Origin of the sequence: Bradyrhizobium centrosematis (assembly GCF_045571495.1) — a bacterium.
Classification (GTDB): Bacteria; Pseudomonadota; Alphaproteobacteria; order Rhizobiales; family Xanthobacteraceae; genus Bradyrhizobium; species Bradyrhizobium centrosematis.
Map to the genome: position 1 here is coordinate 3,475,163 of NZ_CP120703.1, position 25,112 is coordinate 3,500,274.

Genomic DNA, 25,112 nt, shown 5'->3' on the forward strand with positions numbered 1-25,112 from the left:
AAGATGGTCCGCCAGCAGATGATCTGCATCGTAGTGCCGGGCTGGAACGGCACGACCGATCTTTCGGAAGGCAGCCCCGTTTCCAACGGGCTGTACTCTCTGTTCCGAGACGTCGAGGTGGTCCAGTTCGCCTCCCTCGCGTTGCTGCCGGCGAGGGCCGACGCAAGCGACAAGAGGCCGTGGTTGATGCTCGAGCTCGCGATCGAAGAGGGGATCGATCCCTACGATATGATCTACCGGCTCGTCTACCATTGGAGCGAGGCGATGTGGTCGCTGTACAGCTCCTTCTGGCCGGGCGATGCCACAGCGCTGCGCAGCGAACGCAACGACAAGCTCCACAAGATGTTGATGAAGCATCTCAGCATCGCTGATGGCGGCTTCATCGGCGCCCGTGACCGAACGGCCCGGCAGATCGAGAAGGAGCAGGAGCTGCTTGAATGGACGCGAGACGAGGCGCGGGCCATGAAGCAAGCCATGCTGTATGGCGATGATCGCTCTGCGTTCGCGCTGGCGCTCGCCCAACGGGCATTTCAGAATCCTCGTTTCCGCTGGGCACTGGATCCGGCGCCGCGGTCGTACTGGCGCGGCAAAGGCGCAAGCATCTCCGCAAAAATCGGCTACGTGCTGACGCTGTTCGTGTTGTGGCTGACCGCAGTGTGGCTGGTCGGCGCAGTGCCGCGCGGTGCGCTTGGGATCTACACGTGGTTGTTTGGGCCGCCTTATTCCGGCGTGACGGACGTTGTGGCCTTCATTTCAGTGGCCAGTTGCTGGGTGCTTGGCGTCAGTATCCGCAGCGTACTTGCGCTGCTCGGGCTCGGGTTCTTGGTATGGCTGTTCCTGATCGCTCTGCCAGCCCTTTCCAGGACATGGCGACGCTGGCTGGAGAGCGTCGGGCGCGAGCTCGACCGGCCGGCGGAGACTTGGTCGTCATGGCTTACCTATCGGATCGGCCTGTTGCTCAGCGTGCCGATCGCTTGTGCTCTCATCGCGCTCGCGCTCGCCTTCATCTTCTGGCCCTGGACGATCGTGCAGGCTTACCAAGCGTTGACTGCCAAATTCCTCGGATGGCAGATCATCGCCTTCATCATTCTTGCGATCGTCGTGTTGACCTGCGCGGTCGGCCTGCTGTCCCGGATCAATCAGGATCTCGCGAAAGTCGGCAACTGGTTCTTCCAACCTTATGAAGAGCCTGTGCTGCGCGCCCAACAGGTCGATCCATCGATCGACAACAGCGAAGGGCTGGTGGTGTGCGAAACCGCCCATATGGTCAGCCTGACGGATCTCCGCAGTCCGAACGGCTGGAGTGCCTGGTGGATCCGGGTGTCGCTGCGCATTGTGACGCTGTTTGGACGTGTGATCTTCACCGAGAGCCGGCTGGGTAGTGCGCCGGGCATTCATTTCGGCCATTGGCACATCATCGAGGACGGGCGCCGCTACCTGTTCTGCTCGAACTACGATGGCAGTTTCGGCGGCTATCTCGACGATTTCATCAATGGCGCCACGATCGGGACCAACCTCGCCTGGCGGTGGACCACGTTGAAGCCCCGTGGTTCGGCAGCGATCGGCCAGCCCGCCATCATCCATGCGCGCAGCTTCCCGCCAACGCGATTCATCGTGTTCCGGGGCGTGAAGTGCGAGCTGCAGTTCAAATCATATGCGCGCGACAGCATGCTTCCGCACATGTTCCGCTTCGACGCCCGCAAGGAGTCGGTCGACCAGATCAACCTCGCGACCCGACTGCGCGACGCTCTGTTTGGCGAACGCAATGACACCAACGACGACCTGATCATGAGGGCCATCGAATCATGAAAGCGCCGGCAGCGCATCTCGCGCATCATTTCGATGACATCCAGGGAATGCTGAGGAGTGGCTACGGCTGGCTGCAAGACAGTCGGTTCTGGCTGCTGACGATCAGGGACGGGCAGGAGGCGGCGGCCCGGGCGTGGCTCGCAAAATTCGTAGAGAGCGGCGTCATTGCCAACGCAAAGGAGGTCGGGAAATCGAGAACACATCCAATCGCGAAGGCTGCCGCGATTGCGTTCAGTTTTTCCGGACTAACAAAGCTCGGATGCGTGGAGGACACCCTTTATCCATTCCCGACGCCTTTCCGCAGTGGCATGGGCAGCGATGCGCGCGCGTTGCTGCTGAGGGACAATCCCCGCGCATGGCGCTGGTCGGACGTTGATGGCGACAGCGGCGATGCCGTACATGTCCTGATTGCCGAATGGACGGAGAGAGGCGTCGGGCCGATCATTTCGCGCCCGGACGAGACGATATTCAGCGCCATCCAGATTGATAACGATCCTTGCTCATTTCGAAAACTGGAAGGCGACAAAGTAGAGAAATTGCGCGAGGCGTTCGGGTTTCGCGACGGCCTGGCACAGCCCGTCATCATGGGATTGAAGCAAGACGACGGTGTCCGACTGCGCCCGTCAGAGAAAGACAAGAAGGAGCCCGATGCGCTTTATAACGACCGCGTCGTCCAGCCTGGAGAGTTCATCCTTGGATATCGTAACGAATATGATGAGCTCACTTATTGCCCGGACGTTAAGGGGTGGGGGGCCTCAGGCCTCGCCAAACATCCCGGCGGCCATTTTGCCCTGAACGGAAGCTACCTTGCCGTGCGCCAGATCGAGCAGGACGTGGCGGCGTTCGATCGTTTTCGGGAGGTGAACGGTCAGCACATCTGCAATAAGCTGATGGGACGCCAGGACAATGGCTGGCCGCTCGCGTGGAAATACGATCCGAGCACCCCAAAAACGGATTCGGAACTTGACGCGTTCCGCTATCGTGTCGACGACGCCAACGGCTTCATATGCCCGAAGGGGGCTCACATTCGACGGACGAATCCGCGGGATACGCTTGGTGTCGACGTCAAATCGAGCATCAAGTCGACCAAGCTGCACAGGCTGCTTCGTCGCGGCCGGCCGTATCGCGAGGATAGTAACGGCGAGACGCGCAAGGGCATCTTCTTCATCGCCTGCAATGCGGATCTCGAGCGGCAGTTCGAGTTCGTCCAGCAGCGTTGGGCGCGGAATCCGAGTTTCGTTAACCTTCACGCCGACGATCCGCTCGTCGGGTCGTCCGACCCACGGACCTTCCCGAAGGCCTTGTCCTTGCCTGGCCTGCCGAGCGGTGGAGAGGTCTCCCTTTCGAACTTCGCGACGACGCTCGGGGGAGGCTACTTCTTCCTGCCCGGACTTGCGGCGCTCAAATTCATCCTCGGTGAGGAGGGGGCTGCAAAGTTCGCGACATCGGAAGTGGCCGAAGCTGCGGCCCCCTGAAAGCCGCGAAGTCGGACCTCAATCCTGCGGCTCGGACGCGACGTCGCCTTGCGCGTCGATGCGCAGCCAGCCCGAGGGGGCGAGGCGCTGCTGCGGCAGGAAGCGGGCCTTGTAGTCCATCTTCTTGGAGCCCTCGATCCAGTATCCGAGATAGACGTAAGGCAACCCTTGGCGGCGGGCGCGCGCGATGTGGTCGAGGATCATGAAGGTGCCCATCGAGCGGCTGACCTGGCTCGGCTCGAAGAACGAATAGACCATCGACAGGCCGTCACTGAGCACGTCGGTGAGCGCCACCGCGATCAGCTCCTCGCCGCGGCCGGTGAGGCCGCTGTCGGGGCCGCGCTTGCGGTATTCGATGATGCGGGTCTCAACATGGCTGTCCTCGACCATCATGGCGTAGTCGAGCACGGTCATGTCGGCCATGCCGCCGTGGCGGTGGCGGGCATCGAGATAGGCGCGGAACACCGAATATTGCTCGGAGGTCGGCACCGCGCTGCGCTGCTCGCCGATGATATCGGCATTGCGCGCGATCACCTTGCGGAAATTGCGAGAGGGCCGGAACTCGTTGGCGACGACGCGGACCGAGACGCAGGCGCGGCACTGGTCGCAGGCCGGCCGGTAGGCGATCGACTGGCTGCGGCGGAAGCCGCCATGGGTCAGGAGGTCGTTGAGGTCGCCGGCGCGGTCGCCGACCAGATGCGTGAACACCTTGCGCTCATGCCGGCCCGGCAGATACGGGCAGGGCGAGGGCGCCGTGAGGTAAAATTGGGGGGTGTCGCGCGAGTGCTGGGTCAAGGGACGTCGTGGGCCTCCGAAGTGAGTATCAGCATCGCGCTACGGAAGCTCCCGGTCAATCGGTCTACTCGGCAGGTCAGATCGGCAATCAGCTTAGCGGGTCCTGGTTAGTAGGCAGTTGCTCACCAAGTCCCTGGCTTACCAAGTCCTTGGCTCACCAGGTCCTTGCCGCCTCCGAGACCGGCGCGCGGACCGAATTGTTGATCACGACCGTTCCCAGCACGAAATCGTGCAGCAGGCGCCGGCGGCCGTTGAACAGGCCGACCAGCACCACGAAAGGCGACAGGAACGATACCGTCACCCAGAACAGCACGGCATGAGTGGCGCCGAGCACGAAATAGCCGGGTGCGCCGTACCAGGTGCGCAGCTCCAGGTCCATCACGCGCATGCCGATCGTGGCCGAGGAAGGACCGCCGATGCAGGCGCCGTAATAGACGATGGCCCAGATGACGGAGGCCGGCCAGGCCAGCCAGAACAGCGCCCAGCCGATGCCGAGCGTAACCACGCCGAACAATGCGATGAAGATATAGCCGAGGATCACCGGCACCGCGATCACGACCATGTCGATCAGGAAGGCGAACGCGCGCCGCGTCGCAACGCCGCGGAACAGTTCCGGGTGCAGATCGGGGTCGTAGGCGTGCGGTTGCACCCCGCCATCATTGCGCCAGGCACCTGAATTGCCCGAGTCGTACGACATCGTCCGTCCTCCCAAGAGGAAACAGAGAGAAAACCCTCGAGGCAGGACATGGGAACAGGCCATCTCCATGCCAAGGGCGCACGGACATTAACAAGCCGAAATATTCCGGCGATTCGGGGGCGGGACAGGGCAGGGCTGTCGGTGGGGCGCCGATGTATCGCCACACCCTCGGTGTCATCCCCGCGAAAGCGGGGATCCACAACCACAGGGAGGAGTTTGGCGAAGACTTGCAGTTTGCGCTTCGCGACGGCCGTGCGTCACCGATCTATCAGGCGGTATAGGTCCCTGCGTTCGCAGGGACGACACCGAGTTACGCCAGCTTACCCTTGCGTCCGCAGCTTCTCCGCCGCTTTCGGCGCAAAGTAGCTGAGTACCCCGTCGGCGCCGGCGCGCTTGAATGCCAGCAGGCTCTCCATCATCGCGCGCTCGCCGTCGAGCCAGCCATTGTTGGCCGCAGCCGCGATCATCGCGTATTCGCCCGACACCTGATAGGCGAAGGTCGGCATCGCAAAGGTGTCCTTCACGCGGCGGACCACGTCCAGATAAGGCATGCCCGGCTTCACCATCACCATGTCGGCGCCCTCGGCGATATCGAGCTCGACCTCGCGCAGCGCCTCGTCGGTGTTGGCGCTGTCCATCTGATAGGTGCGCTTGTCGCCGGTGAGCGTCTTGGCCGAGCCGATGGCATCGCGGAACGGGCCGTAGAAGGCGGAGGCGTATTTGGCGGCATAGGCCATGATCTGCACGTCGAGCAGGCCGGAACGATCCAGCGCCTCGCGGATCGCGGCAACGCGGCCGTCCATCATGTCGGAAGGCGCGATGATGTCGCAGCCGGCTTCGGCCTGCACCAGCGCCTGGCGCACCAGCACGGCGACCGTCTCGTCGTTCAAGATCTTGCCATCTGAGATCAGGCCGTCATGTCCGTGGCTGGTGAAGGGATCGAGCGCGACGTCGCAGAGGACGCCGATCTCCGGAAACTCCTTCTTGATCGCGCGCACGGCCTGGCAGACCAGGTTATTCGGGTTGGTCGCCTCCGAGCCTTCCTCGTCGCGCAAGGACGGCTCGGTGTAGGGAAACAGCGCGATGCAGGGGATGGTGAGCTTCATCGCGCGCTCGGCCTCGCGCACGGCCTGATCGACACTGAGGCGCTCGACGCCGGGCATCGAGGCGACCTGCTCGCGCTCGTTGTTGCCGTCGATCAGAAACAGCGGCCAGATCAGATCGTCAGTGGTGAGCACGTTCTCTCGCACCATGCGCCGGGCCCATTCGGCCTTGCGGTTGCGGCGGGGGCGGACGGTCAGATCGAGGGCGTGGGGCACCGCCGTGCCTTCGCGGCGCGACACCTCGCGCAATTCGATCGGACGTCCGTATTTGATCGCCATCACTCTTCCTCCGGCTGGAATTATTCTTATACCAGCTCGCACGGTTCCCGTCACCGCGGCTTGACCTGCCGCAAGGGATGGCAGCCGATTGATTTTGCAGGGCGAAGCAGCCACAAGGGGCCCATGTCCGAGATCTCCACCCGCGATGCGGCCCGCGACGGCGCCAGGGACGCTGCTAGAGACACCGCCAGAGAGACCGCCATCTCGGTCGCTGCGCTCTCGTCGGAGCGGGTCGAGTCCGACGACAATGTCTGGACGCGCCGCCTTGTGCTGTTCCTGCGGGTGATGGCACTGCTCTCGATCCTGAAAGGTCTCTATCACTGGGCGCAAGTGACGGGCTTCGTCGGCGGCGAGGACGAGGCGTTCGAGAACCAGTCGATGGCCTGGCAGGCGGCGACCGTCTACTTCGCCGTGATCGAGCTCGTCGCTGCGGTCGGGCTGTGGCTGGCAACGCCGTGGGGCGCGGTCGTGTGGCTGACCACCGTGGTCTCGATGGCGGTGATCGAGCTGATGTTCCCGGGCATCTATGGCGGCAGCCTGATCGTCGTCGGCGTCGAGGCGTTCATGCTCGCCGCTTATCTTGCGCTCGCCTGGATGGCGGCGCGCGAACGGCCGCCGTAGGCGACAACGTCGCGATCAACAATGCTCTCGTGCTCCGGACGCAGCTCGCCTTCAGCGGTGCGCTAGAGGCGGGGGCCCATCTCTCCAACATCTCGTTTGTGGCTTCCGGGTCCGGATCTTCGCTTCGCTCGTCCAGGACACGAGAGCGGAGTTGTGCGCGTTTGGTTGACCGCTGGTTGCCTAAAATTTGCGGTAAGTTTTCGTTGACCAGAAGGTTCCGCCACAGCTGTTACGCCTGCGTTTCGAAACGGGGCGAGGCTGTTCTGGAATGCGACAGTTGCGGCGGACGGAGGGTGAACAGGACCTTGCGAAGGTCAACAGAGGCTTTCGAAAAGTGCTTGTGACACAGGCTTAATCCGCAATTCACTGTCTTAAATTCATGATCTCTTTATTCTCTTATTTAAGCCGATCTTCAAACGCGCCCCTTAAGTTGCACCTATCAGACGGGACACAAGTTTCGTCGAATAAGTGTCGATAAAAACGACTACAGGGGAAGTGTCATGATGAAAGCCGTCGCAACTGCGGCAGATACCGCAGAGCGCGTCTCCGGCCAGCAGGGTTCGGTGCAGTCGCTCTATCTGGAAGCTTTGACTCTGGTGGAGCGGCTGCATCGCCGGCTCCTCGACGTGATCAAGGACGAATTCGATCGCCGTGGCCGGGCGGACATCAACTCGGTCCAGGCGCTCTTGCTCTATAACATCGGCGACAAGGAGCTGACCGCGGGCGAGCTGCGCACGCGCGGTTACTATCTCGGCTCCAACGTCTCCTACAATCTGAAGAAGCTCGTCGAGCTCGGCTTCCTTGATCATCAGCGCTCGCGCGTCGATCGCCGCTCGGTGCGCATCCGCCTGACCCCGCAGGGACAGGAAGTCCGCCGCATCGTCGATGCGCTCTACCAGAAGCACGTCAAGACGGTGGAGCAGGTCGGCGGCATCTCGGGCGAGGAATTCTCGACCCTCAACAAGTCGCTGCACCGCCTCGAGCGGTTCTGGACCGACCAGATCCTGTATCGGCTCTGATTTTCCAAGGAATCAAGGCCAAGCCGGCCCTCAACAAGACCGGCAAGCCTCCCGAACGTGCCTGACTTCCCCAAGCGCGCCGGCCCGGAGTTGCCCCGGACCGGTGCGTTTATATTTTTGCACCTGCGAAATAATTTCGCGAATGCGAGGAACCAGGTCTGCTCTCGCGGCTTATCTCCTTCGGATCGGAGACAAGTCGATGCTGGTCGAGCGCGGGCTTCAGGCGATGAACGTGGAACTCGTGAGCGAGGCCTACGCCATCGCCGCGAACTACCTCCGCCGTTCCGGCGCGATCCCCGATACGCTCGTCACCGACGAACGCCTGCTCGGGGTCATCGTCAAGCTGCTCCAGCACGGCGAATTCAACAAGATCAGGCTCGCCAACAAGGCAATCGCCCGGTTCCTGGCGCAATCCGAGGTCCGCGCGGTTGCCTGATCAACAATCCCAAAATGCCGACGAACCAGAGGGGTGCCATGGAAGCCGCCATCGACCGCATCATGCAGACCTATGACCTGCTCGCCAACCGCACCGCCGCGGCCAGCGAGGAGGCGCGTGAAAAGGTCACGAACTATCTTACCATTCTGGTAGAGGCGGGGGAGAAAGACACTCACAGGTTGACAGTCTGCGGCCTGACCTATCTGCGCCAGCTCGACGGCAGCGTGGACCCCGTGAAGGCGGGGTACACCGGGCTGTAGATGAGAGGCCGGTTAGACCGGCGCTCCGAACGCAAGGAAAAGGGCCCAAAGCGGCCCATTTCGATGGTGCTCGCGGCAGGGCGGTTCGATAGAACCGTCCTGGTGTCGAAAGCCCTCAGTCCCCACCATATCTTGCATAAATATCGAGCCCCACCCGCAAATGCTTGGCCGGGGGCGGGGGATGTGGTAGATCGCGCGTGCTTCCGAACGCCACACCAGACCCGCCCGTAGCCCGCCAAAAGGCTGCGGCGGTGGAGATATTCGCAAGATGACCCTCGCCAAAACCGCCTCCGCGCCCGATTCGTTTTTCTCCGCCTCGCTCGAGCAGGCCGACCCGGAAATCGCAGCCGCCATCAAGGGCGAGCTCGGCCGTCAGCGCCACGAGGTCGAGCTCATCGCCTCCGAGAACATCGTCAGCCGGGCCGTGCTGGAAGCGCAGGGTTCGGTGATGACCAACAAGTACGCGGAAGGTTATCCGGGCGCGCGCTATTACGGCGGTTGTGAGTGGGTCGACGTCGCCGAGAATCTCGCGATCGATCGCGCCAAGAAGCTGTTCGGCGCCAATTTCGCCAACGTCCAGCCGAACTCCGGTAGCCAGATGAACCAGGCGGTGTTCCTGGCGCTGCTGCAGCCCGGCGACACCTTCATGGGTCTCGATCTCGCCGCCGGCGGCCATCTCACCCACGGCTCGCCCGTCAACATGAGCGGCAAATGGTTCAAGGCCGCGCACTACACCGTGCGCCGCGAGGACCAGATCATCGACATGGATGCGGTGGCCAAGCAGGCCGAACAGGTCAAGCCGAAGCTGATCGTCGCCGGTGGCTCGGCCTATTCGCGCGCCTGGGACTTCAAGCGCTTCCGCGAGATCGCCGACAGCGTCGGCGCTTATCTGCTGGTCGACATGGCGCATTTCGCAGGCCTCGTTGCCGGCGGCGTGCATGCTTCGCCCGTGCCCTACGCTCACGTCACCACCACGACGACGCACAAGTCGCTGCGCGGTCCGCGCGGCGGCCTGATGCTGTGGAATGACGAGACGCTGACCAAGAAGTTCAACTCGGCGATCTTCCCGGGCCTGCAGGGCGGCCCCCTGATGCACGTGATCGCGGCGAAGGCGGTCGCCTTCGGCGAGGCGCTGCGTCCGGACTTCAAGGTCTATGCCAAGAACGTCGTCGAGAACGCGAAGGCGCTGGCGGAAGCGATGAAGAGCCACGGCTTCGACATCGTCTCCGGCGGCACCGACAACCATCTGATGCTGGTCGATCTCAGGCCGAAGGGCTTGAAGGGCAACGTCTCGGAGAAGGCGCTGGTTCGCGCCGCCATCACCTGCAACAAGAACGGCATTCCGTTTGATCCCGAGTCGCCGTTTGTCACCTCCGGTATTCGTCTGGGCACGCCGGCGGCGACCACGCGCGGCTTCGGCGTCGCCGAATTCCAGCAGGTTGGTGGCATGATCGCCGAGGTCCTGAACGCGATCGCGCAGTCCTCCGACGGCAAGGCGCCGCTGGTGGAAGCCGCGATCAAGGAACGGGTCAAGGCGCTCACCGACCGGTTCCCGATCTACCAGTAAGGCCAAGGCAACTGATCAAGACAAGCTGATCAAGGCAAACGGATGCGCTGCCCGAACTGCAACAGTCTCGATACGCAGGTAAAGGACTCGCGTCCGACCGAGGACTCGTCCGTGATCCGCAGGCGGCGCGTGTGCGTCGCCTGCAATTTCCGCTTCACCACCTTCGAGCGCGTGCAGCTGCGCGAGCTCACGGTGATCAAGCGCAACGGCCGCCGCGTGCCGTTCGATCGCGACAAGCTGATGCGCTCGGTGCAGATCTCGTTGCGCAAGCGGCAGGTCGAGCCGGAACGGGTCGAGAAGATGGTCTCCACGATCGTGCGCGAGCTCGAGACCGGGGGAGAGGCCGAGATCTCCTCGGAGGTGATCGGCGAGACCGTGATGGAGCATCTGCGCACGCTCGACGACGTCGCCTATGTGCGTTTCGCCTCGGTCTACCGCAATTTCCGCGAAGCCAAGGATTTCGCCGAGGTGCTCGGCGAGCTCTCCGGTGAGGAGGAAGCGCGGCTCGCCGCGATCCGCAAATGATCTTCCGCATCCTGGAAGACCAGTTCGCGCAGAAGGCCCGCGAGGCCAAGGACGCCGATCTTCGTTTCATGCAGCTGGCGCTCTCGCTCGGCCGGCGGGGGCAGGGACGCACCTGGCCCAATCCGGCGGTCGGCGCCGTCGTTGTCAGGGATGGGGTGATCGTCGGCCGTGGCTGGACCCAGCCGGGGGGACGGCCGCATGCCGAGCCTGAAGCGTTACGACGGGCGGGTGACGCGGCGCGGGGCGCCACGCTCTACGTCACGCTGGAGCCTTGCTCGCATTACGGCAAGTCGCCGCCATGCGCCGATGCGGTGATCGCCGCCGGCATCAAGCGGGTGGTGGCGGCGATCGAGGATCCCAATCCGGAAGTCGCGGGGCAGGGGCATGCACGGCTGCGGGCTGCCGGCATCCATGTTGATGTGGGCCTGTGCGCGGCGGAAGCCGCCTTCGATCACGCCGGGCATTTCCGGCGCATCCGCGACAACCGCCCGCACGTGATCCTGAAGCTCGCGGTGTCGCCCGATGGCAAGATCGGCGGCGCCGGCGGCAAGCCGGTCGCGATCACCGGGGAGGCGGCGCGCAATCGCGTGCACCTCTTGCGCGCGCACAACGATGCGATCCTGGTCGGCATCGGGACGGTGCTGGCGGACGATCCGCTTCTCACCTGCCGCCTGCCGGGCATGGCGTCGCGATCGCCGGTGCGCGTGGTGCTCGATCAGAGCCTGCGCATTCCCGCTGCAAGCAGGCTTGTGGGCTCCGCGCGCGAGACGCCGCTCTGGGTGGTGGGATCTGACCTCGCGGAAGCCGCGGCCGCAACGCGGCTTGGGGCGGCAGGCGCGCAAATATTGCGTGTGCCGGCCGGTGGTGCTTTCGGGCTCGATCTGCCGGCCGTGCTGCATGCGCTGGCCGGGAAAGGCGTCACCCGCCTGATGGTCGAGGGCGGCAGCCGGGTTGCGTCCTCGTTCGTCGCGGCCGATCTGGTCGATGAGATCTGGCTGTTCCGCGGCGTGGAAGCGGTGGGCAGTGCGGGCGTCGATGCGCTCGATGCATTGCCCCTGTCGAAAATCACGCAGTCGCAGGTCTACAAGGTTCATGCTAGCGAGACATTCGGCAACGATACTCTCACCATCTACGGGCGCGCGTAATGTTCACCGGCATTGTCACCGATATCGGCGAGATCGTCAGCTTCACGCCAACGGCGCAGGGGCAGCTGCACCGGCTGCGGATTGCCTGTTGTTACGATCAGGCCACCATTGCCGACGGCGCCTCGATCGCCTGCAACGGCGTCTGCCTGACCGTGGTCGCCTCGGGCGTTGCTGACGGTCGAACCTGGTTCGATGTCGATACCGCGGCCGAGACGCTGGCGCTGACGACGGCAAAGCACTGGAGGGTCGGGACGAGGCTCAACCTCGAGCGCGCGCTGAAGATCGGCGACGAGCTCGGCGGCCATATCGTCGCCGGCCATGCCGACGGGATCGCGACCATCGTCAGCCGGGAGGACCTGCCCGACATGGCGCGCTTCGTGCTCTCGACGACACGCGAGCTGGCGCGCTTCATCGCCACCAAGGGCTCGATCACGCTCGACGGCGTCTCGCTGACGATCAATACGGTTGCAGACGTGACCTTTTCGGTGCTGATCATCCCGCACACGCTGACGGTGACGACCATCGGCGGCTGGAAGGCGGGGGACGAGGTCAATATCGAGGTCGATCTGATGGCCCGCTATGCGGCGCGGCTGACGGAAATGAAGTGACCGGCGAAGCCGGTCATTCCGGGGCGATGCGTCAGCATCGAACCCGGAATCTCGAGATTTTGGGTTCGGCTCTTCGAGCCGCCCCGGAATGACGGTATCTAACTTGGCTTACATGCTTCCGGCGACTACATAGCGCCGACCCCAGTAGAACGGATTGAACGATGGCAGACGCGCGGCGCGCACCCCTGAAGGACCAGACCGACATTTCCGGCGCGCGCGCGCTGATTGTCGAGGCAAGGTTCTATGACGATCTCCAGGACGCACTTCTGGACGGCGCAGTTGCCGAGCTGAAGGCGGCCGGTCTCACCCATGACGTCATCACCGTTCCCGGCGCACTGGAAATCCCGGCGGCAGTGGCCATCGCGGTCGATGCGGCTGCGGCGAACGGCAAGCCCTACGACGCCGTCATCGCACTCGGCTGCGTGATCCGCGGCGACACCATCCATTTCGAGATTGTGTCGCAGGAATCCTCGCGCGCGCTGATGGATCTTGCTGTGGCCCGCAAGCTGCCGCTCGGCAACGGCATTCTCACCGTCAACACCGAGGACCAGGCCTGGGCGCGGGCGCGGGCCAGCGAGCTCAACAAGGGCGGCGATGCCGCGCGCGCGGCGCTCGCGATGCTGCGCATCAAGCGCCGCCTGGCGCGGGCCTGAAGCCATGGCTGACATCAAGAAACCGGCGGCGGCAGAGAAGAAGGCGAACCGGCGCGGTGCGGCGCGGCTTGCGGCCGTGCAGGCGCTGTACCAGATGGACATTGCCGGCGCCGGCATCAACGACATCTTCGCCGAGTTCGAGAGCCATTGGCTCGGCAACGAGGTCGAGGGCGATACCTACCTGCCGGCGGAAGCCGCATTCTTCCGCGACGTCGTCTCGGGCGTGGTGCGCGACCAGAAGAAGCTCGATCCCCTGATCGACGAGGCGCTGTCGAAGGGCTGGCCACTGAAGCGGATCGAGGCGATCCTGCGCGCGGTGCTGCGAGCCGGGGCCTACGAGCTCCAGCATCGCAAGGACGTGCCGGGCCGTGTCGTCGTCTCCGAATATGTCGATGTCGCCAACGCCTTTGTCGACCGCGAGGAGACCGGCATGGTCAACGCCGTGCTCGACCAGATCGGCCGCCAGTTTCGCGGCGACGAGTTCGGGCGGGGGTAGTTGAGACATCGACTTCCGCCGTAGCCGTCACCCTGAGGTGCCGGAGCGAAGCGGAGGCCTCGAAGGGAGGCGGCGTGCCGCTGAGGTCGCACCTCGGCCGTCCATCCTTCGAGGCTCGCAAGGGCTCGCACCTCAGGATGACGGGTCGGCTATCGTGACACAGGACGGAACACTGCCCTCCGCCGAAGACTCCCTTATCGCGCGGTATTTCAAGCCGCTGGCGACCGATCCCGGCGCGTTCGGGCTGGTCGATGATGCCGCGGTGCTGTCCTCGTCCGGCGACGACATCGTCGTCACCACCGACGCCATCGTCGAAGGCGTACACTATCTTGCCAGCGATCCGCCTGAGACCATCGCGCGCAAGGCGATGCGGGTGAACCTGTCCGACCTCGCCGCCAAGGGCGCGATGCCGGCCGGCTTCGTGCTGACGCTGGCATTGCGCAGCAAGGAGGATTCCTGGCTGCGTCCCTTTGCCGACGCGGTTGGTGAAGACGCAGCAGAATTCGCCTGTCCGCTGCTCGGCGGCGATACGGTGTCGACGCCAGGCCCGCAGATGATCTCGATCACAGCCTTCGGCCGCGTGCCGAAGGGGCGGATGGTGGGCCGGACCGGCGCGCGGCCGGGTGATCGCATTCTGGTGACGGGCACGGTCGGCGATGCGGCGCTCGGCCTCGACGTGCTCAAGGGCGGCACCGCAGCGGCGGCCCTTGCGAGCGATCCCACCGCAAGGGAGGCCCTGGTCCTGCGCTATCGTGTGCCGCAGCCGCGCAACACGCTGGCACAGGCGGTGCGCGATCATGCGACCGCCGCAATGGACGTCTCCGATGGCCTCGCCGGCGATCTGGTGAAACTCTGTGCGGCCTCCGGGGTCTCGGCCACGGTCGAGGTGGCAAGCGTGCCGCTCTCGGCCCCGGCAGCAAGCCTGGTCGCTCGCAAGGTCGTTTGCGTCGAGACGCTGCTTGCGGGGGGCGACGATTACGAGGTGCTGTGCACGGTCCCGCCGACGCGAGTCGATGCGCTGATTGCCGCCGGGCGGGCGGCGGGCCTTGCCGTCACCGCGATCGGCACGGTCGTCGCGGGGAAGGAGAGGGTGCGCTTCCTGGATGGGCAGGGCCAGGAACTGGCCTTGACGCGGCTCTCCTACAGCCACTTCTAGGAATTGCTCCAAACCAGCATCTTAGTTCGCAGCACTTGGTCCTAAATACCTGCCGAGATCGGCGTTTCCGGCCCGATCCGGCGTTGCGCCCTCAATTTGATTTTGGCAAGCTCGTGGCTGACTGAAGCCGCCCCTTTTGGGCAAGGGGCGGCTTTGTTCGAAATCAAGGCGCCGCACCGCACGACGGACAACAAAAGGCGCCGGGGGTACATCAAGGAATCTGAGGCAAAAATCACATGACAGCATTATGGTTGATAGTGCTCTGCGGAGTGCTTTCCGTCGTCTACGCGATTTGGGCGACGTCTTCGGTGTTGAGCGCGGATGCGGGGTCGCCGCGCATGCAGGAGATCGCGGGAGCGGTGCGTGAGGGCGCACAGGCCTATCTGCGGCGTCAGTACACCACGATCGGTATCGTCGGCATCGTCATCTTCGTGCTGCTTGCCTATTTCCTCGGACTCTACGTCGCGATCGGCTTCGCCATCGGCGCCATCCTGTCGGGTGCCGCGGGGTTCATCGGCATGAACGTCTCGGTCCGCGCCAATGTGCGCACGGCCCAGGCCGCGACGACGTCGCTCGCCGGCGGCCTCGAGCTCGCCTTCAAGGCGGGCGCGATCACCGGCCTTCTGGTCGCAGGTCTGGCGCTGCTCGGGGTGACCCTCTATTTCGGCTTCCTGGTTCATTCGCTGAAGCTGGCGCCCGATAGCCGCACCGTGGTCGACGCCATGGTGGCCCTCGGCTTCGGCGCCTCGCTGATCTCGATCTTCGCCCGTCTCGGCGGCGGCATCTTCACCAAGGGTGCGGACGTCGGGGGCGATCTCGTCGGCAAGGTCGAGGCCGGCATTCCCGAGGACGACCCGCGCAATCCCGCGACCATCGCCGACAACGTCGGTGACAACGTCGGCGACTGCGCCGGCATGGCGGCCGACCTGTTCGAGACCTATGCGGTGACCGCGGTCGCCACCATGGTGCTGGCTGCGATCTTCTTCGCCAAGACGCCGATCCTCGTCAACATGATGACGCTGCCGCTCGCCATCGGCGGCATCTGCATCATCACCTCGATCATCGGCACCTTCTTCGTCAAGCTCGGGCCGAGCCAGTCGATCATGGGCGCGCTCTACAAGGGCCTGATCGCAACCGGCATCCTGTCGCTCATCGGCATCGCACTGGTGATCTACTACCTGATCGGCTTCGGCAAGCTCGACGGCGTCGACTATACCGGCATGGCGCTGTTCGAATGCGGCGTGGTCGGCCTCGTCGTCACCGCGCTGATCATCTGGATCACCGAATACTACACCGGCACCGACTATCGTCCGGTGAAGTCGATCGCCCAGGCCTCGGTGACCGGCCACGGCACCAACGTGATCCAGGGCCTTGCCGTCTCGATGGAAGCGACGGCGCTGCCCGCGATCGTCATCATCGCCGGCATCCTGGTCACCTACAGCCTCGCCGGGCTGTTCGGCATCGCGATCGCGACCGCCACCATGCTGGCGCTCGCCGGCATGATCGTCGCCCTCGATGCCTTCGGCCCGGTCACCGACAATGCCGGCGGCATTGCCGAGATGGCGGGCCTGCCGAAGGAGGTGCGCAAGTCGACCGACGCGCTCGACGCGGTCGGCAACACCACCAAGGCGGTCACCAAGGGCTACGCGATCGGCTCCGCCGGTCTCGGTGCCCTCGTGCTGTTCGCGGCCTACAACCAGGACCTCAAGTTCTTCGTTGGGGACAGCGCGCACCACGCCTACTTCGCCGGTGTCAATCCGGACTTCTCGCTGAACAATCCTTATGTGGTGGTGGGCCTGCTGTTCGGCGGCCTCTTGCCCTACCTGTTCGGCGCGATGGGCATGACCGCGGTGGGCCGTGCGGCCGGCGCGATCGTCGAGGAGGTCCGTCGCCAGTTCCGCGAGAAGCCGGGCATCATGCAGGGCACCGACAAGCCTGACTACGGCAAGGCCGTCGACCTGCTCACCCGGGCGGCGATCAAGGAGATGATCATCCCCTCGCTGCTGCCGGTGCTATCGCCGATCGTCGTCTACTTCGTGATCTATGCGATCGCGGGCGGCGGCGCAGCCGGCAAGTCGGCGGCGTTCTCCGCGGTGGGCGCGATGTTGCTGGGCGTGATCGTGACGGGCCTGTTCGTCGCGATCTCGATGACCTCGGGCGGCGGCGCCTGGGACAACGCCAAGAAGTATATCGAGGACGGCCATTTCGGCGGCAAGGGCTCTGATGCCCACAAGTCCGCGGTGACCGGCGACACCGTCGGCGATCCCTACAAGGACACGGCCGGACCCGCGGTGAACCCGATGATCAAGATCACCAACATCGTGGCGCTTCTACTGCTGGCGATCCTGGCGCACTGAGCGGCGCTGAAGTGAAAGACAAAACCCCGCGGTGCAAACCGCGGGTTTTTGTTTTGGTGATCCGACGCACTCACCGCGTCATTGCAATGACGGGGATGAGACCTACTGCACGTCCATCTGCAGACCTTCCTTCTGGATGATTCCGGCGAACTTCTTCGTCTCGGCGTCCACGAAGGCGGCGAATTGCTCGGGCGTGCCGTAGTCGGCGCGGGCGCCCATGGCGGCGATCTGCTTCTTGATCTCGTCGCGCTCGAGCATCGCCTTGACCTGGAGATTGAGTGCGTTCAGCACCTCGGGCGAGACGCCCTTGGGCAGGAACACCGAGAACCAGGACGAGATGTCGAAACTCGCCAGCTCCGGCGCGCTCTCGCGCATGGTTGGCAGGTTGGGTGCGAGATCGCTGCGCTCGGTCGTGGTGACGCAGAGACCGTTGAGCGTGCCGTTCTGCACCTGCGGCAGGCTGGGATAGAGATTGTCGAACAGGATCTGGATGTCGCCGGCAAGCGCGGCCTGCAGCGCCGGACCGGCGCCGCGGAACGGGATGTGGGTCATCTTCAGCCCGGTGAGCTGGAGAAACCAGGCGCCGGTGAGGTGAGGGCTCTGGCCGACGCCGGAGGAGGCGTAGCTCAGCTTGTCCGGATTGGCCTTCAGGTACGCGATCAGCTCGGGAATCGATTTGATGCCTGTCTTCGGATGCGCCGATACGATGTTCGGAATCCGGATCATGTTGGAGACCGGCTGAAGCTGGTCCGGCTTGTAGGTGAGATTCTTGAAGATGCTGTAGGCGATCGCATTCGGGCCCGGATTGCCGATCAGGATGGTGTGGCCATCGGGCTTGGCGCGGACCGCCTCGGCCGTGCCGATGGTGCCGCCGCCGCCGGAGCGGTTTTCCACGACGGCCGACTGGCCCCAGGCGATCTGCAGATGCGCGGCCAGGAGCCGGCCCATGACGTCGGTCGAGCCGCCGGCCGCCGCCGGCACGATGAGACGAACGGTCTCGGTCGGTTTCCAGTCGGCGAGGCTCGATCGCGGCAGGATCGCTGCGGCCGCGAGACCGGCAGCGCCGGTGAGCACATGACGGCGCGACAACAAGGGGGTCTGAAGTTTAGCGTTCTGAAGTTTTTTGGGCACGAATCCCTCCTCGCTTCTTGCTTTGCAGGGAGCGTAGGGAACCGAGCTTGCGACGGCAAGTCGCATGCGGCGTCAAAGGGCGCGCGCAGGGCGGCACGACGCCGCAGGCGAGAGCCGATTTATCTTCCGGCGGAATTGGAGCGGGTTTTTTGCTGCGCTTTCTCGAGGCGAAGCCGGTATCGACTTCGTTCGAGAACGCATCGCAGACTCAGTTGAAGCTGAGCAGCTTGAACAGCGGGGCGAGGTAGCTCATCTCCTGACCCGATGTCGGCGTGGTGCGGCTGATGAAGTCGAAGATCTTGCCGTCCTGCAGGCCGTAATTCGCAAGCCGTCGCACGCGCCGGTTCTTGTCGAAATAGATCGCGATCACGCGCTGGTCGATCACCTTCTGGTTCATGAAAGCGACCATGCGCTCAGAGCGCTGCGAGATGTAATAGAACACTTCGCCGTCGAGGGTCGCGACGGTGGAGGGCGTGCCCATCACGATCAGCACCTGGTCCTGGCTTGCGCCGATCGGAATCTGCTCCAGCGCGCCGGGCGGCAGGATGTAGCCCTTCTGGAATTGCTCGCCGGTGCAGCCCGCAAGAGCTGCGCCGACTACGGCCGCGGCCGCGAGCATGCGCAGGCCGCGCCAGCATGCATGAAGGCCGCGCCGCTTGTCTGCGCGCAGGCTGGTCTGGTTCGTTGTCGTCATAGCGGAACTGATTCCGTCCCCTTGCGTCGCGCGAGGCGCTGAAGTACCGGGCTGGGCGTCTGAATGCAACACGCGCGCGCCCGCTTGCGGAAACCACAATGCTTTGGCCGTTCAATCACTTCAGGAAACCCCGGCGAACCCCGGCGGGCACCATTGAAGCCATCTATGGCATGATCGTGACGCAGGCGCGAGAACCCATATTTTACCGCGACTTGGGCGTGCCCGACACGGTTAACGGACGTTTCGACCTGTTGCTGCTGCATCTGTGGCTGATGCTGCGGCGCCTGCGCACAATTGAGGGCGTAACCGGAGGCGCCACCGAGCTGTCGCAGGCGCTGTTCGATCGCTTCTGCGAGGATATGGACGACAATCTGCGCGAGATGGGGGTGGGCGATCAGACCGTGCCCAAGCGGATGCGGGCCTTCGGCGAGGCCTTTTATGGCCGCGTCCAAGCCTATGACCAGGCCATGGAGGGCCGCGGCGAGGCACTGGCAGGGGCGATCTGCAAGAATATCTTGAATGGGACCGGCCTGGATCGGGCGCAGCGGCTGGCGGCCTATGCCCGGGCCACTGAGGCCGATCTCGGCCGGACCGACGAGGCTGCGCTGCTGCGGGCCTCCTTCAGGTTTCCTCCAGCGCTTCCCGAGGATGTCACGCCATGAGCCGACCAACGACCGGATCCGAGGCCGATCCCTGGCGGGCGCCTGTCATCGTTGCGCAGATCCCCGACACGGGCCTGCATCGCCAGCTCAAGGCATCGGCTGCGGAGCGGCAGGCCATGGCGGAGGTCGCAGGCCTGCGCGAGATCCTCTCCGCTGAAGCTGACTTCGACGTGGTGCCCAGGAGCGGCGGCCGGGTTCAGGTGACCGGGACCGTGCACGCCACGGTCGGCCAGACCTGCGTCGTCACGCTCGACCCGATCGAGAGCGAGATCGAGGAGGAGGTGGACCTGATGTTCGCCCCCGAGGCGGAAGCACGGCGCCTGGCCGACCTGATTGAGGAGGGGCAGGACGATGAGGCCCCGGCTGAGGTGGCGGATCCCCCGGAGGCGATCGTGGGCGGCATCATCGACCTCGGCCGACTCGCCATCGACGCCCTGTTCCTGGCGATTGATCCCTATCCGCGCAAGGAGGGAGCCGTGTTCGAGGCAGAGGTCACCGCGCCCGACCCGGACGACCATCCGTTTGCTGCGCTGAAGGCCCTTCAGGACAACAAGAAGGGCCAGTAACCGGGCATTTCCTGAAGGGCCGCGCCTTGCAGGGCCATGTGAGGCATTTGCCGGGATGGTTTGAAAGACCTCTTTATCCCATTGTTTTCAATGTGTTTCCTGCAATTTCCGGGCTTCGCGGCCGGATCGCGCGGAAAGCAAAAGGCTGGGGGCAAGAGGTTGTTTCGGGGTAACAAAACGCTATTGTCGCGCCCCGGTCCGGGTGCGGCGTGGCGCTTGGCCGATCGCCATGTCCGTGGCGAACCCAATTTGCGGGCCCGCTAATTCAAGACCGCACCAGACCAGGTTTCCAGGACTTCTATGCCAAGCAAGGTTCGCATCGCGCTGGACGCCATGGGAGGCGATGTCGGCCCCGCCGTGGTCATTCCGGGCGCCGCCATCTCGCTTCAGAGGCATCGCGATACCGAGTTCCTGCTGGTCGGCGATCGCGCCAGGATCGAGCCCGAGCTCGAGAAGCACCCCGTGCTCAAAGCCGCTTCGAAGATCGTCCATACCGACGTCGCCGTCGGGATGGACGACAAGCCCAGCCAGGCCTTGCGGCGCGGCCGCAAGACCTCATCGATGTGGATGGCGATCGACGCCGTCAAGCGGGGCGAGGCCGATGTCGCGATCTCGGCCGGCAATACCGGCGCGCTGATGGCGATGGCCCGGTTCTGCCTGCGCACGCTGCCGGGCATCGACCGCCCCGCGATCTCCGCGATCTGGCCGACCCAGCGCGGCGAGTCCGTCGTGCTCGACCTCGGTGCCACGCTCGGCGGCGATGCCCACCATCTGGTGTCGATGGCCGTGATGGGCGCGGCGAAGGCGAGCGTGCTGTTCAACAAGCAGCGGCCCACGGTCGGTCTGCTCAATATCGGGACCGAAGAGGTCAAGGGCCACGAGGAGATCCGCGAGGCCAGCGAGATCCTGCGCGCCAGGAACCTGCCCGAGCTCGACTATATCGGCTTCGTCGAGGGCGACGGCATCGGCAAGGGGCTGGCCGACGTCATCGTGACCGAGGGATTCAGCGGCAACATCGCGCTGAAGGCCGCCGAGGGAACCGCGCGCCAGATGGCAGAGTTGCTCCGGAACGAGATGCAGCGGAGCTGGCTGACCAAGCTCGGCTATCTCTTGGCCCGCCGCGCCTTCCAGGCGCTGCGCGACAAGATGGATCCCAACAAGTCCAACGGCGGCGTGCTGCTCGGGCTGAACGGGATCGTGGTCAAGAGCCATGGCGGAACCAGCGCCGAAGGCTTTGCCTATGCGATCGATGTTGGCTATGAGATGGCTCACTACGATCTCCTGAACAAGATCAATCAGATGCTCAACCGCGAGGGTGGTGCACTCAATTCCGTGCAGGCCGCGCAGGAGGCTGTTTCGTGACTCAAATTCGTTCGGTCGTGCTGGGCTGCGGCTCCTATCTGCCGGAGCAGGTGGTGACCAACGCCCAATTGGCGGCGCGTATCGACACCTCCGACGAGTGGATCGTGCAGCGGACCGGCATTCGCGAGCGGCACATTGCGGCCGAGGGCGAGTTCACCTCGCATCTGGCGCTCAAGGCCGCGCAGGCGGCGCTCACCGATGCCGGCGTCGATGCGCAGTCGATCGACCTGATCGTGCTGGCGACCTCGACGCCGGACAACACCTTCCCCGCAACCGCCGTCGCCGTGCAGAACGGGCTCGGCATCAACCATGGCGCGGCGTTCGATCTGCAGGCGGTGTGCTCGGGCTTCGTGTTCGCGCTCGCCACCGCCGACAATTTCCTGCGCACCGGCGCCTTCAAGCGCGCGCTGGTGATCGGCGCGGAGACCTTCTCGCGCATCCTCGACTGGAACGACCGCGGCACCTGCGTGCTGTTCGGCGACGGTGCCGGTGCGGTGGTGCTGGAGGCGCAGGAGCAGCCGGGCAATGCCGCGACCGACCGCGGCGTGGTGACCACGCATCTGCGCTCCGACGGCCGCCATAAGGCAAAGCTGTTCGTCGATGGCGGCCCATCCTCGACCCAGACCGTCGGCCATCTGCGCATGGAGGGCCGCGAGGTCTTCAAGCATGCGGTCGGCATGATCACCGACGTCATCGTCGATGCCTTCCAGGCGACCGGGCTCAATGCCGACAGCATCGACTGGTTCGTGCCGCATCAGGCCAACAAGCGAATCATCGACGCCTCCGCCCACAAGCTCCATATCGCGCCGGAGAAGGTGGTGCTGACGGTGGACCGTCACGGCAACACCTCGGCCGCCTCGATCCCGCTGGCGCTGTCGGTGGCCCGCAAGGACGGCCGCATCAAGAAGGGCGACATGGTTCTGCTGGAAGCCATGGGCGGCGGCTTCACCTGGGGCTCCGCGCTGGTGCGCTGGTAGAGCCACAGTCGATAAACTTTTGCCGGATTTAGCCGCGATTATCGATGCGTCTGCATTGATGAGCGCTGTTGACCGGCGTATCGTAACCTCCTAATTTCAGACAACAATTGTTCGCCGTGATGTGGGGCAGGGCGATGACCGAGACCAGCAAAACCGTAACGCGAGTTGATCTGTGCGAAGCCGTCTACCAGAAGGTGGGCCTGTCGCGCACGGAATCGTCCGCCTTCGTGGAACTCGTGCTGAAGGAGATCACCGATTGCCTTGAGAAGGGCGAGACGGTGAAATTGTCCTCGTTCGGCTCCTTCATGGTCCGCAAGAAGGGCCAGCGCATCGGCCGCAACCCGAAGACCGGCACCGAGGTGCCGATCTCGCCGCGCCGCGTCATGGTGTTCAAGCCGTCGGCGATCCTGAAGCAGCGGATCAACGCCCAGCACCGCACCAACGGCGACGCCAGCAAGGCTCAACAAGAGGCGTAACCGCCTTTCGGAAAGGACTGGCATTGGACAAGGCGCCGGATGCGTTCCGAACCATCAGCGAAGTAGCGCAGGAGCTCGACATCCCGCAGCACGTGCTGCGGTTCTGGGAGACCCGCTTCTCCCAGATCAAGCCCATGAAGCGCAGCGGCGGCCGCCGCTATTACCGCCCCGACGACGTCGACCTGCTCAAGGGCATCCGCCGGCTGCTCTACGGGGAGGGATATACGATCCGCGGGGTGCAGCGCATCCTGAAGGAGCACGGCGTCAAATCGGTGCAGGGCCTCGCCGACAGCGCGGCCGCGGTTTCCTTCGGCGCCCTCGAGGATGCCATCGGCGCGAGCCTGATGGAGCCCGAGGACGAGGAGGCGCCGATCAAGGGCGTCGCCGATACCGACGATGACGACTACCAGGGCGACGAAGAGGAAGGCATCGACTTCCGTTTCAGCGAGATCGACGACGAGGAGATCCTCACCACCTTCCGCAAGGGCGGTGCCGCCGCCGCACCCGCCGGCCCCAGCGCGCTGGACCGGGAACGTCTGGGGCGGGCGCTCGCCGACCTCGTGGCCTGCCGCGAGATGCTGGATCAGGCGCTGAAGGACGGCTAGGGCACTTTCGGCGGCTTTGCGCGCAGTTCCGGGGACTTTGGGCTGCGGACACACCAAAATGGTGTGACCTCGCCTTGCGCAAAGCACCGATCCTAGCTAATGGAACGACGTTCGGAGCGTGGCGCAGCCCGGTTAGCGCACTAGTCTGGGAGACTAGGGGTCGGAGGTTCAAATCCTCTCGCTCCGACCATTTTTTTCATGAGATACAGCTCGTTAGGGAAATGGCCTGTGAGCTCTCAAACCATCCTCACCTCCCTTGAGGGAGGAGATCCTACGATTTTTAGGAGCCGAGAACAGGTCTTTTAGCGCCGACTTTACGACTACTCGCCCACGCCTGAGTCCCGAGCATTCATAGCTTTGATCAAATCGGCATCGGGGAACTGCGGCAATTCATACAGCTCTTTGCGCGCTCGCTGTAGCTTCGTGAGCCGCTCGACATGCTGAGGGATGATGTTCGCCTTCAGGAGATCGTCGTCGAATTCGTCAATTACGCGCGTCCTTTCATTCCACTTCCCGGGCCGCTGTGCACCGGTGATCAGGCGGAATAGCATATCGACTTCGCGCACCTCATCCAGCAACGAGCACATGAGCTTGTAGAGCGTGGTCAGAGCGTCGAGCGAAACCAAGATCTGGTGACTGTTCTTCGAGTGATCGATGAATGTGCCTATGCCCTGCGAATGGTCGTAGATGTGGTGATGGATGATGGCGTTTCGGTATTCGCGAGATTGCAAGACTGCGTCGAAGCAATCTTTGATGCAGCTTTTGGTCTTGTCATCCAGCAACGTCGATCGCTCATAGCACTGGCGCAGCAAACCAAGCTTTGCCGTCAGGCCCAGAGCGTCGTCGGTTGCGATTCGCAGCCAGAACGGTGCTTTAGCGAACAGGATTTGAGAGCCGATAAAATCGATGTGCGCCTCGATTTGGTTCGTCTTCAAAGCGATGGCGCCAATTTCAGCTAGTTGCTCGGTCGAATAAGCCTTCTTCGGGTCTGACTCGAACTTCGCCGGCCGATAGTTGATGTCGGTCGGCGGCCTGCGCTTCATGCGCTCCTGGCCAGTTGGAGGGCTCGCTTTCTTCGCCATGTCACGCAGCCCCCAAGGGCGAGGTTGCTCAGAAACAGTCCGTGTATGCGAAGGCCCTTGAGCAGGTCATGGAGGTCGCGACCCTGCGCAAGAGCGTCCGGATCATCGTCAAGTCCTAACCGGGCCCGCTCCATCGTCCCACCAAAGAAGGGCTACAATTGCCACGGCCGCAAGAATGCCGAGGCCCTTGCCGTCGAACTCGAAGAAGGGACCTTTGAAGCGCAGCGAGTGATGATCAGACATAGGCGCGGGTCTCCATCAAATGGATAAAGCCACCCGCAGCTAAGAAAGGCTCTGTGATTCTCTGTTCCCGGTCAATACGGGGCGATTCGGGTATCAGGTCATGTCCCGCTCAATCCTGGCGCTAGGGAATGAACTCTAGCGCGTCACGACCAATATCGTATTTCAGTAGTTACGGTGACAGAGCATTGCAATCGATCTAACGGCGTCTCCGACAATGTCGCAGGACTCTGCGATCATGCAATTACGGTGACAGTGCACTCAACTGACCCGGGCGCCGCGCCATATCGTGTTGCAGAGCCCATCTCAAGCCAAA

At 63.9% G+C, this 25,112-nt stretch carries 26 protein-coding genes and 1 tRNA gene; 21 read left to right on the plus strand and 6 right to left on the minus strand.

The window, feature by feature from the left end; translation table 11 throughout:
• Window positions 1–3 precede the first annotated feature (3 nt).
• Together P6U31_RS16805 and P6U31_RS16810 are read left to right on the plus strand one after the other, a co-directional pair.
• A complete protein-coding gene (locus P6U31_RS16805) occupies window positions 4–1,809 on the plus strand; it encodes a hypothetical protein (protein WP_407189485.1) in 1,806 nt (601 codons plus the stop codon).
• Window positions 1,806–3,284, plus strand: a complete 1,479-nt coding sequence (locus tag P6U31_RS16810) for a Dyp-type peroxidase (protein WP_407189486.1) — start codon at window positions 1,806–1,808, stop codon at window positions 3,282–3,284. The genes P6U31_RS16805 and P6U31_RS16810 overlap by 4 nt, the downstream gene beginning before the upstream one ends.
• Before the next feature lie 18 nt (window positions 3,285–3,302).
• On the opposite strand, the gene P6U31_RS16815 is transcribed toward P6U31_RS16810, so the two are convergent.
• The 3 genes from P6U31_RS16815 to hemB form a co-directional block, all read right to left on the minus strand.
• Window positions 3,303–4,079, minus strand: coding sequence for an arginyltransferase (locus P6U31_RS16815; RefSeq protein ID WP_407189487.1), 777 nt, complete (start codon window positions 4,077–4,079; stop codon window positions 3,303–3,305).
• Window positions 4,080–4,233: 154 nt separating this feature from the next.
• Entirely contained in the window at window positions 4,234–4,776 is a 543-nt protein-coding gene (locus P6U31_RS16820; RefSeq protein WP_407189488.1) for an RDD family protein, read from the minus strand.
• 320 nt (window positions 4,777–5,096) lie between these two features.
• On the minus strand, window positions 5,097–6,158 hold the full coding sequence (hemB, locus tag P6U31_RS16825) for a porphobilinogen synthase (RefSeq protein WP_407189489.1): 1,062 nt from the start codon (window positions 6,156–6,158) through the stop codon (window positions 5,097–5,099).
• A 123-nt stretch (window positions 6,159–6,281) separates the two neighbouring features.
• On the opposite strand from hemB, the gene P6U31_RS16830 reads away from it, so the two are divergent.
• From P6U31_RS16830 to P6U31_RS16885, 12 genes are all read left to right on the plus strand, one after another.
• Window positions 6,282–6,779 (plus strand): DUF6163 family protein, encoded by a 498-nt coding sequence (locus tag P6U31_RS16830; protein ID WP_407189490.1) that lies wholly within the window; start codon window positions 6,282–6,284, stop codon window positions 6,777–6,779.
• A 500-nt stretch (window positions 6,780–7,279) separates the two neighbouring features.
• Window positions 7,280–7,798, plus strand: a complete 519-nt coding sequence (gene ldtR / locus P6U31_RS16835; protein ID WP_018320040.1) for a transcriptional regulator LdtR — start codon at window positions 7,280–7,282, stop codon at window positions 7,796–7,798.
• 199 nt (window positions 7,799–7,997) lie between these two features.
• Window positions 7,998–8,234 (plus strand): hypothetical protein, encoded by a 237-nt coding sequence (locus tag P6U31_RS16840; RefSeq protein ID WP_407189491.1) that lies wholly within the window; start codon window positions 7,998–8,000, stop codon window positions 8,232–8,234.
• Between the two features lie 38 nt (window positions 8,235–8,272).
• Window positions 8,273–8,494, plus strand: a complete 222-nt coding sequence (locus P6U31_RS16845) for a hypothetical protein (RefSeq protein ID WP_407189492.1) — start codon at window positions 8,273–8,275, stop codon at window positions 8,492–8,494.
• A 268-nt stretch (window positions 8,495–8,762) separates the two neighbouring features.
• A complete protein-coding gene (gene glyA, locus P6U31_RS16850) occupies window positions 8,763–10,061 on the plus strand; it encodes a serine hydroxymethyltransferase (protein WP_407189493.1) in 1,299 nt (432 codons plus the stop codon).
• Between the two features lie 42 nt (window positions 10,062–10,103).
• Window positions 10,104–10,586 (plus strand): transcriptional regulator NrdR, encoded by a 483-nt coding sequence (gene nrdR, locus P6U31_RS16855; RefSeq protein WP_028135990.1) that lies wholly within the window; start codon window positions 10,104–10,106, stop codon window positions 10,584–10,586.
• On the plus strand, window positions 10,583–11,731 hold the full coding sequence (gene ribD / locus P6U31_RS16860; protein ID WP_407189494.1) for a bifunctional diaminohydroxyphosphoribosylaminopyrimidine deaminase/5-amino-6-(5-phosphoribosylamino)uracil reductase RibD: 1,149 nt from the start codon (window positions 10,583–10,585) through the stop codon (window positions 11,729–11,731). Before nrdR ends, ribD begins: the two co-directional genes overlap by 4 nt.
• Window positions 11,731–12,339 carry a riboflavin synthase gene (locus P6U31_RS16865; protein ID WP_407189495.1) on the plus strand — a complete coding sequence of 203 codons (609 nt, stop codon included), beginning with the start codon at window positions 11,731–11,733 and terminating at the stop codon, window positions 12,337–12,339. Before ribD ends, P6U31_RS16865 begins: the two co-directional genes overlap by 1 nt.
• 161 nt (window positions 12,340–12,500) lie before the next feature.
• Window positions 12,501–12,992, plus strand: coding sequence for a 6,7-dimethyl-8-ribityllumazine synthase (ribH, locus tag P6U31_RS16870; protein WP_407189496.1), 492 nt, complete (start codon window positions 12,501–12,503; stop codon window positions 12,990–12,992).
• A gap of 4 nt (window positions 12,993–12,996) precedes the next feature.
• Window positions 12,997–13,488, plus strand: coding sequence for a transcription antitermination factor NusB (gene nusB / locus P6U31_RS16875; RefSeq protein WP_197959233.1), 492 nt, complete (start codon window positions 12,997–12,999; stop codon window positions 13,486–13,488).
• 154 nt (window positions 13,489–13,642) lie between these two features.
• Window positions 13,643–14,644, plus strand: coding sequence for a thiamine-phosphate kinase (thiL, locus tag P6U31_RS16880; RefSeq protein ID WP_407189497.1), 1,002 nt, complete (start codon window positions 13,643–13,645; stop codon window positions 14,642–14,644).
• A gap of 236 nt (window positions 14,645–14,880) precedes the next feature.
• Window positions 14,881–17,001, plus strand: a complete 2,121-nt coding sequence (locus P6U31_RS16885) for a sodium-translocating pyrophosphatase (RefSeq protein ID WP_407189498.1) — start codon at window positions 14,881–14,883, stop codon at window positions 16,999–17,001.
• Between the two features lie 102 nt (window positions 17,002–17,103).
• On the opposite strand, the gene P6U31_RS16890 is transcribed toward P6U31_RS16885, so the two are convergent.
• Both P6U31_RS16890 and P6U31_RS16895 read right to left on the minus strand, forming a co-directional pair.
• Window positions 17,104–18,132 carry a Bug family tripartite tricarboxylate transporter substrate binding protein gene (locus P6U31_RS16890; RefSeq protein WP_407189499.1) on the minus strand — a complete coding sequence of 343 codons (1,029 nt, stop codon included), beginning with the start codon at window positions 18,130–18,132 and terminating at the stop codon, window positions 17,104–17,106.
• Window positions 18,133–18,340: 208 nt separating this feature from the next.
• On the minus strand, window positions 18,341–18,826 hold the full coding sequence (locus P6U31_RS16895) for an outer membrane protein assembly factor BamE (protein WP_407189500.1): 486 nt from the start codon (window positions 18,824–18,826) through the stop codon (window positions 18,341–18,343).
• 98 nt (window positions 18,827–18,924) lie between these two features.
• Between P6U31_RS16895 and P6U31_RS16900 the strand changes: the two genes are divergently transcribed.
• The 7 genes from P6U31_RS16900 (at window position 18,925) to P6U31_RS16930 (ending at window position 23,664) form a co-directional block, all read left to right on the plus strand.
• On the plus strand, window positions 18,925–19,488 hold the full coding sequence (locus P6U31_RS16900) for a ubiquinol-cytochrome C chaperone family protein (RefSeq protein WP_407189501.1): 564 nt from the start codon (window positions 18,925–18,927) through the stop codon (window positions 19,486–19,488).
• On the plus strand, window positions 19,485–20,054 hold the full coding sequence (locus P6U31_RS16905; RefSeq protein WP_407189502.1) for a YceD family protein: 570 nt from the start codon (window positions 19,485–19,487) through the stop codon (window positions 20,052–20,054). Before P6U31_RS16900 ends, P6U31_RS16905 begins: the two co-directional genes overlap by 4 nt.
• Window positions 20,055–20,354: 300 nt before the next feature.
• A complete protein-coding gene (gene plsX, locus P6U31_RS16910; RefSeq protein WP_407189503.1) occupies window positions 20,355–21,416 on the plus strand; it encodes a phosphate acyltransferase PlsX in 1,062 nt (353 codons plus the stop codon).
• Window positions 21,413–22,393 (plus strand): beta-ketoacyl-ACP synthase III, encoded by a 981-nt coding sequence (locus P6U31_RS16915; protein WP_407189504.1) that lies wholly within the window; start codon window positions 21,413–21,415, stop codon window positions 22,391–22,393. Before plsX ends, P6U31_RS16915 begins: the two co-directional genes overlap by 4 nt.
• Before the next feature lie 134 nt (window positions 22,394–22,527).
• Window positions 22,528–22,869, plus strand: a complete 342-nt coding sequence (locus P6U31_RS16920) for an integration host factor subunit alpha (RefSeq protein ID WP_407189505.1) — start codon at window positions 22,528–22,530, stop codon at window positions 22,867–22,869.
• Window positions 22,870–22,892: 23 nt separating this feature from the next.
• Entirely contained in the window at window positions 22,893–23,474 is a 582-nt protein-coding gene (locus tag P6U31_RS16925; RefSeq protein ID WP_407189506.1) for a MerR family transcriptional regulator, read from the plus strand.
• 112 nt (window positions 23,475–23,586) lie between these two features.
• A tRNA-Pro gene (locus tag P6U31_RS16930) sits at window positions 23,587–23,664 on the plus strand.
• A gap of 130 nt (window positions 23,665–23,794) precedes the next feature.
• Here the strand turns inward: P6U31_RS16930 and P6U31_RS16935 are convergent.
• The gene (locus tag P6U31_RS16935) at window positions 23,795–24,556 is read right to left on the minus strand and encodes a hypothetical protein (RefSeq protein ID WP_407189507.1); all 762 of its coding nucleotides are present in this window, start codon (window positions 24,554–24,556) and stop codon (window positions 23,795–23,797) included.
• Window positions 24,557–25,112 lie beyond the last annotated feature (556 nt).

Excerpts from the sequence above, each read along its gene's own strand:
- ribD (WP_407189494.1), top strand. The coding sequence starts at position 10,583 with ATGATCTTCCGCATCCTGGAAGACCAGTTCGCGCAGAAGGCCCGCGAG.
- P6U31_RS16820 (WP_407189488.1), bottom strand. The coding sequence starts at position 4,776 with ATGTCGTACGACTCGGGCAATTCAGGTGCCTGGCGCAATGATGGCGGG.
- P6U31_RS16845 (WP_407189492.1), top strand. The coding sequence starts at position 8,273 with ATGGAAGCCGCCATCGACCGCATCATGCAGACCTATGACCTGCTCGCC.
- P6U31_RS16935 (WP_407189507.1), bottom strand. The coding sequence starts at position 24,556 with ATGGCGAAGAAAGCGAGCCCTCCAACTGGCCAGGAGCGCATGAAGCGC.
- hemB (WP_407189489.1), bottom strand. The coding sequence starts at position 6,158 with ATGGCGATCAAATACGGACGTCCGATCGAATTGCGCGAGGTGTCGCGC.
- P6U31_RS16885 (WP_407189498.1), top strand. The coding sequence starts at position 14,881 with ATGACAGCATTATGGTTGATAGTGCTCTGCGGAGTGCTTTCCGTCGTC.
- P6U31_RS16805 (WP_407189485.1), top strand. The coding sequence starts at position 4 with ATGGTCCGCCAGCAGATGATCTGCATCGTAGTGCCGGGCTGGAACGGC.
- P6U31_RS16830 (WP_407189490.1), top strand. The coding sequence starts at position 6,282 with ATGTCCGAGATCTCCACCCGCGATGCGGCCCGCGACGGCGCCAGGGAC.
- nrdR (WP_028135990.1), top strand. The coding sequence starts at position 10,104 with ATGCGCTGCCCGAACTGCAACAGTCTCGATACGCAGGTAAAGGACTCG.
- ldtR (WP_018320040.1), top strand. The coding sequence starts at position 7,280 with ATGATGAAAGCCGTCGCAACTGCGGCAGATACCGCAGAGCGCGTCTCC.
- P6U31_RS16865 (WP_407189495.1), top strand. The coding sequence starts at position 11,731 with ATGTTCACCGGCATTGTCACCGATATCGGCGAGATCGTCAGCTTCACG.
- P6U31_RS16920 (WP_407189505.1), top strand. The coding sequence starts at position 22,528 with ATGACCGAGACCAGCAAAACCGTAACGCGAGTTGATCTGTGCGAAGCC.
- nusB (WP_197959233.1), top strand. The coding sequence starts at position 12,997 with ATGGCTGACATCAAGAAACCGGCGGCGGCAGAGAAGAAGGCGAACCGG.
- ribH (WP_407189496.1), top strand. The coding sequence starts at position 12,501 with ATGGCAGACGCGCGGCGCGCACCCCTGAAGGACCAGACCGACATTTCC.
- P6U31_RS16840 (WP_407189491.1), top strand. The coding sequence starts at position 7,998 with ATGCTGGTCGAGCGCGGGCTTCAGGCGATGAACGTGGAACTCGTGAGC.
- plsX (WP_407189503.1), top strand. The coding sequence starts at position 20,355 with ATGCCAAGCAAGGTTCGCATCGCGCTGGACGCCATGGGAGGCGATGTC.
- P6U31_RS16905 (WP_407189502.1), top strand. The coding sequence starts at position 19,485 with ATGAGCCGACCAACGACCGGATCCGAGGCCGATCCCTGGCGGGCGCCT.
- P6U31_RS16900 (WP_407189501.1), top strand. The coding sequence starts at position 18,925 with ATGCTTTGGCCGTTCAATCACTTCAGGAAACCCCGGCGAACCCCGGCG.
- glyA (WP_407189493.1), top strand. The coding sequence starts at position 8,763 with ATGACCCTCGCCAAAACCGCCTCCGCGCCCGATTCGTTTTTCTCCGCC.
- P6U31_RS16895 (WP_407189500.1), bottom strand. The coding sequence starts at position 18,826 with ATGACGACAACGAACCAGACCAGCCTGCGCGCAGACAAGCGGCGCGGC.
- P6U31_RS16810 (WP_407189486.1), top strand. The coding sequence starts at position 1,806 with ATGAAAGCGCCGGCAGCGCATCTCGCGCATCATTTCGATGACATCCAG.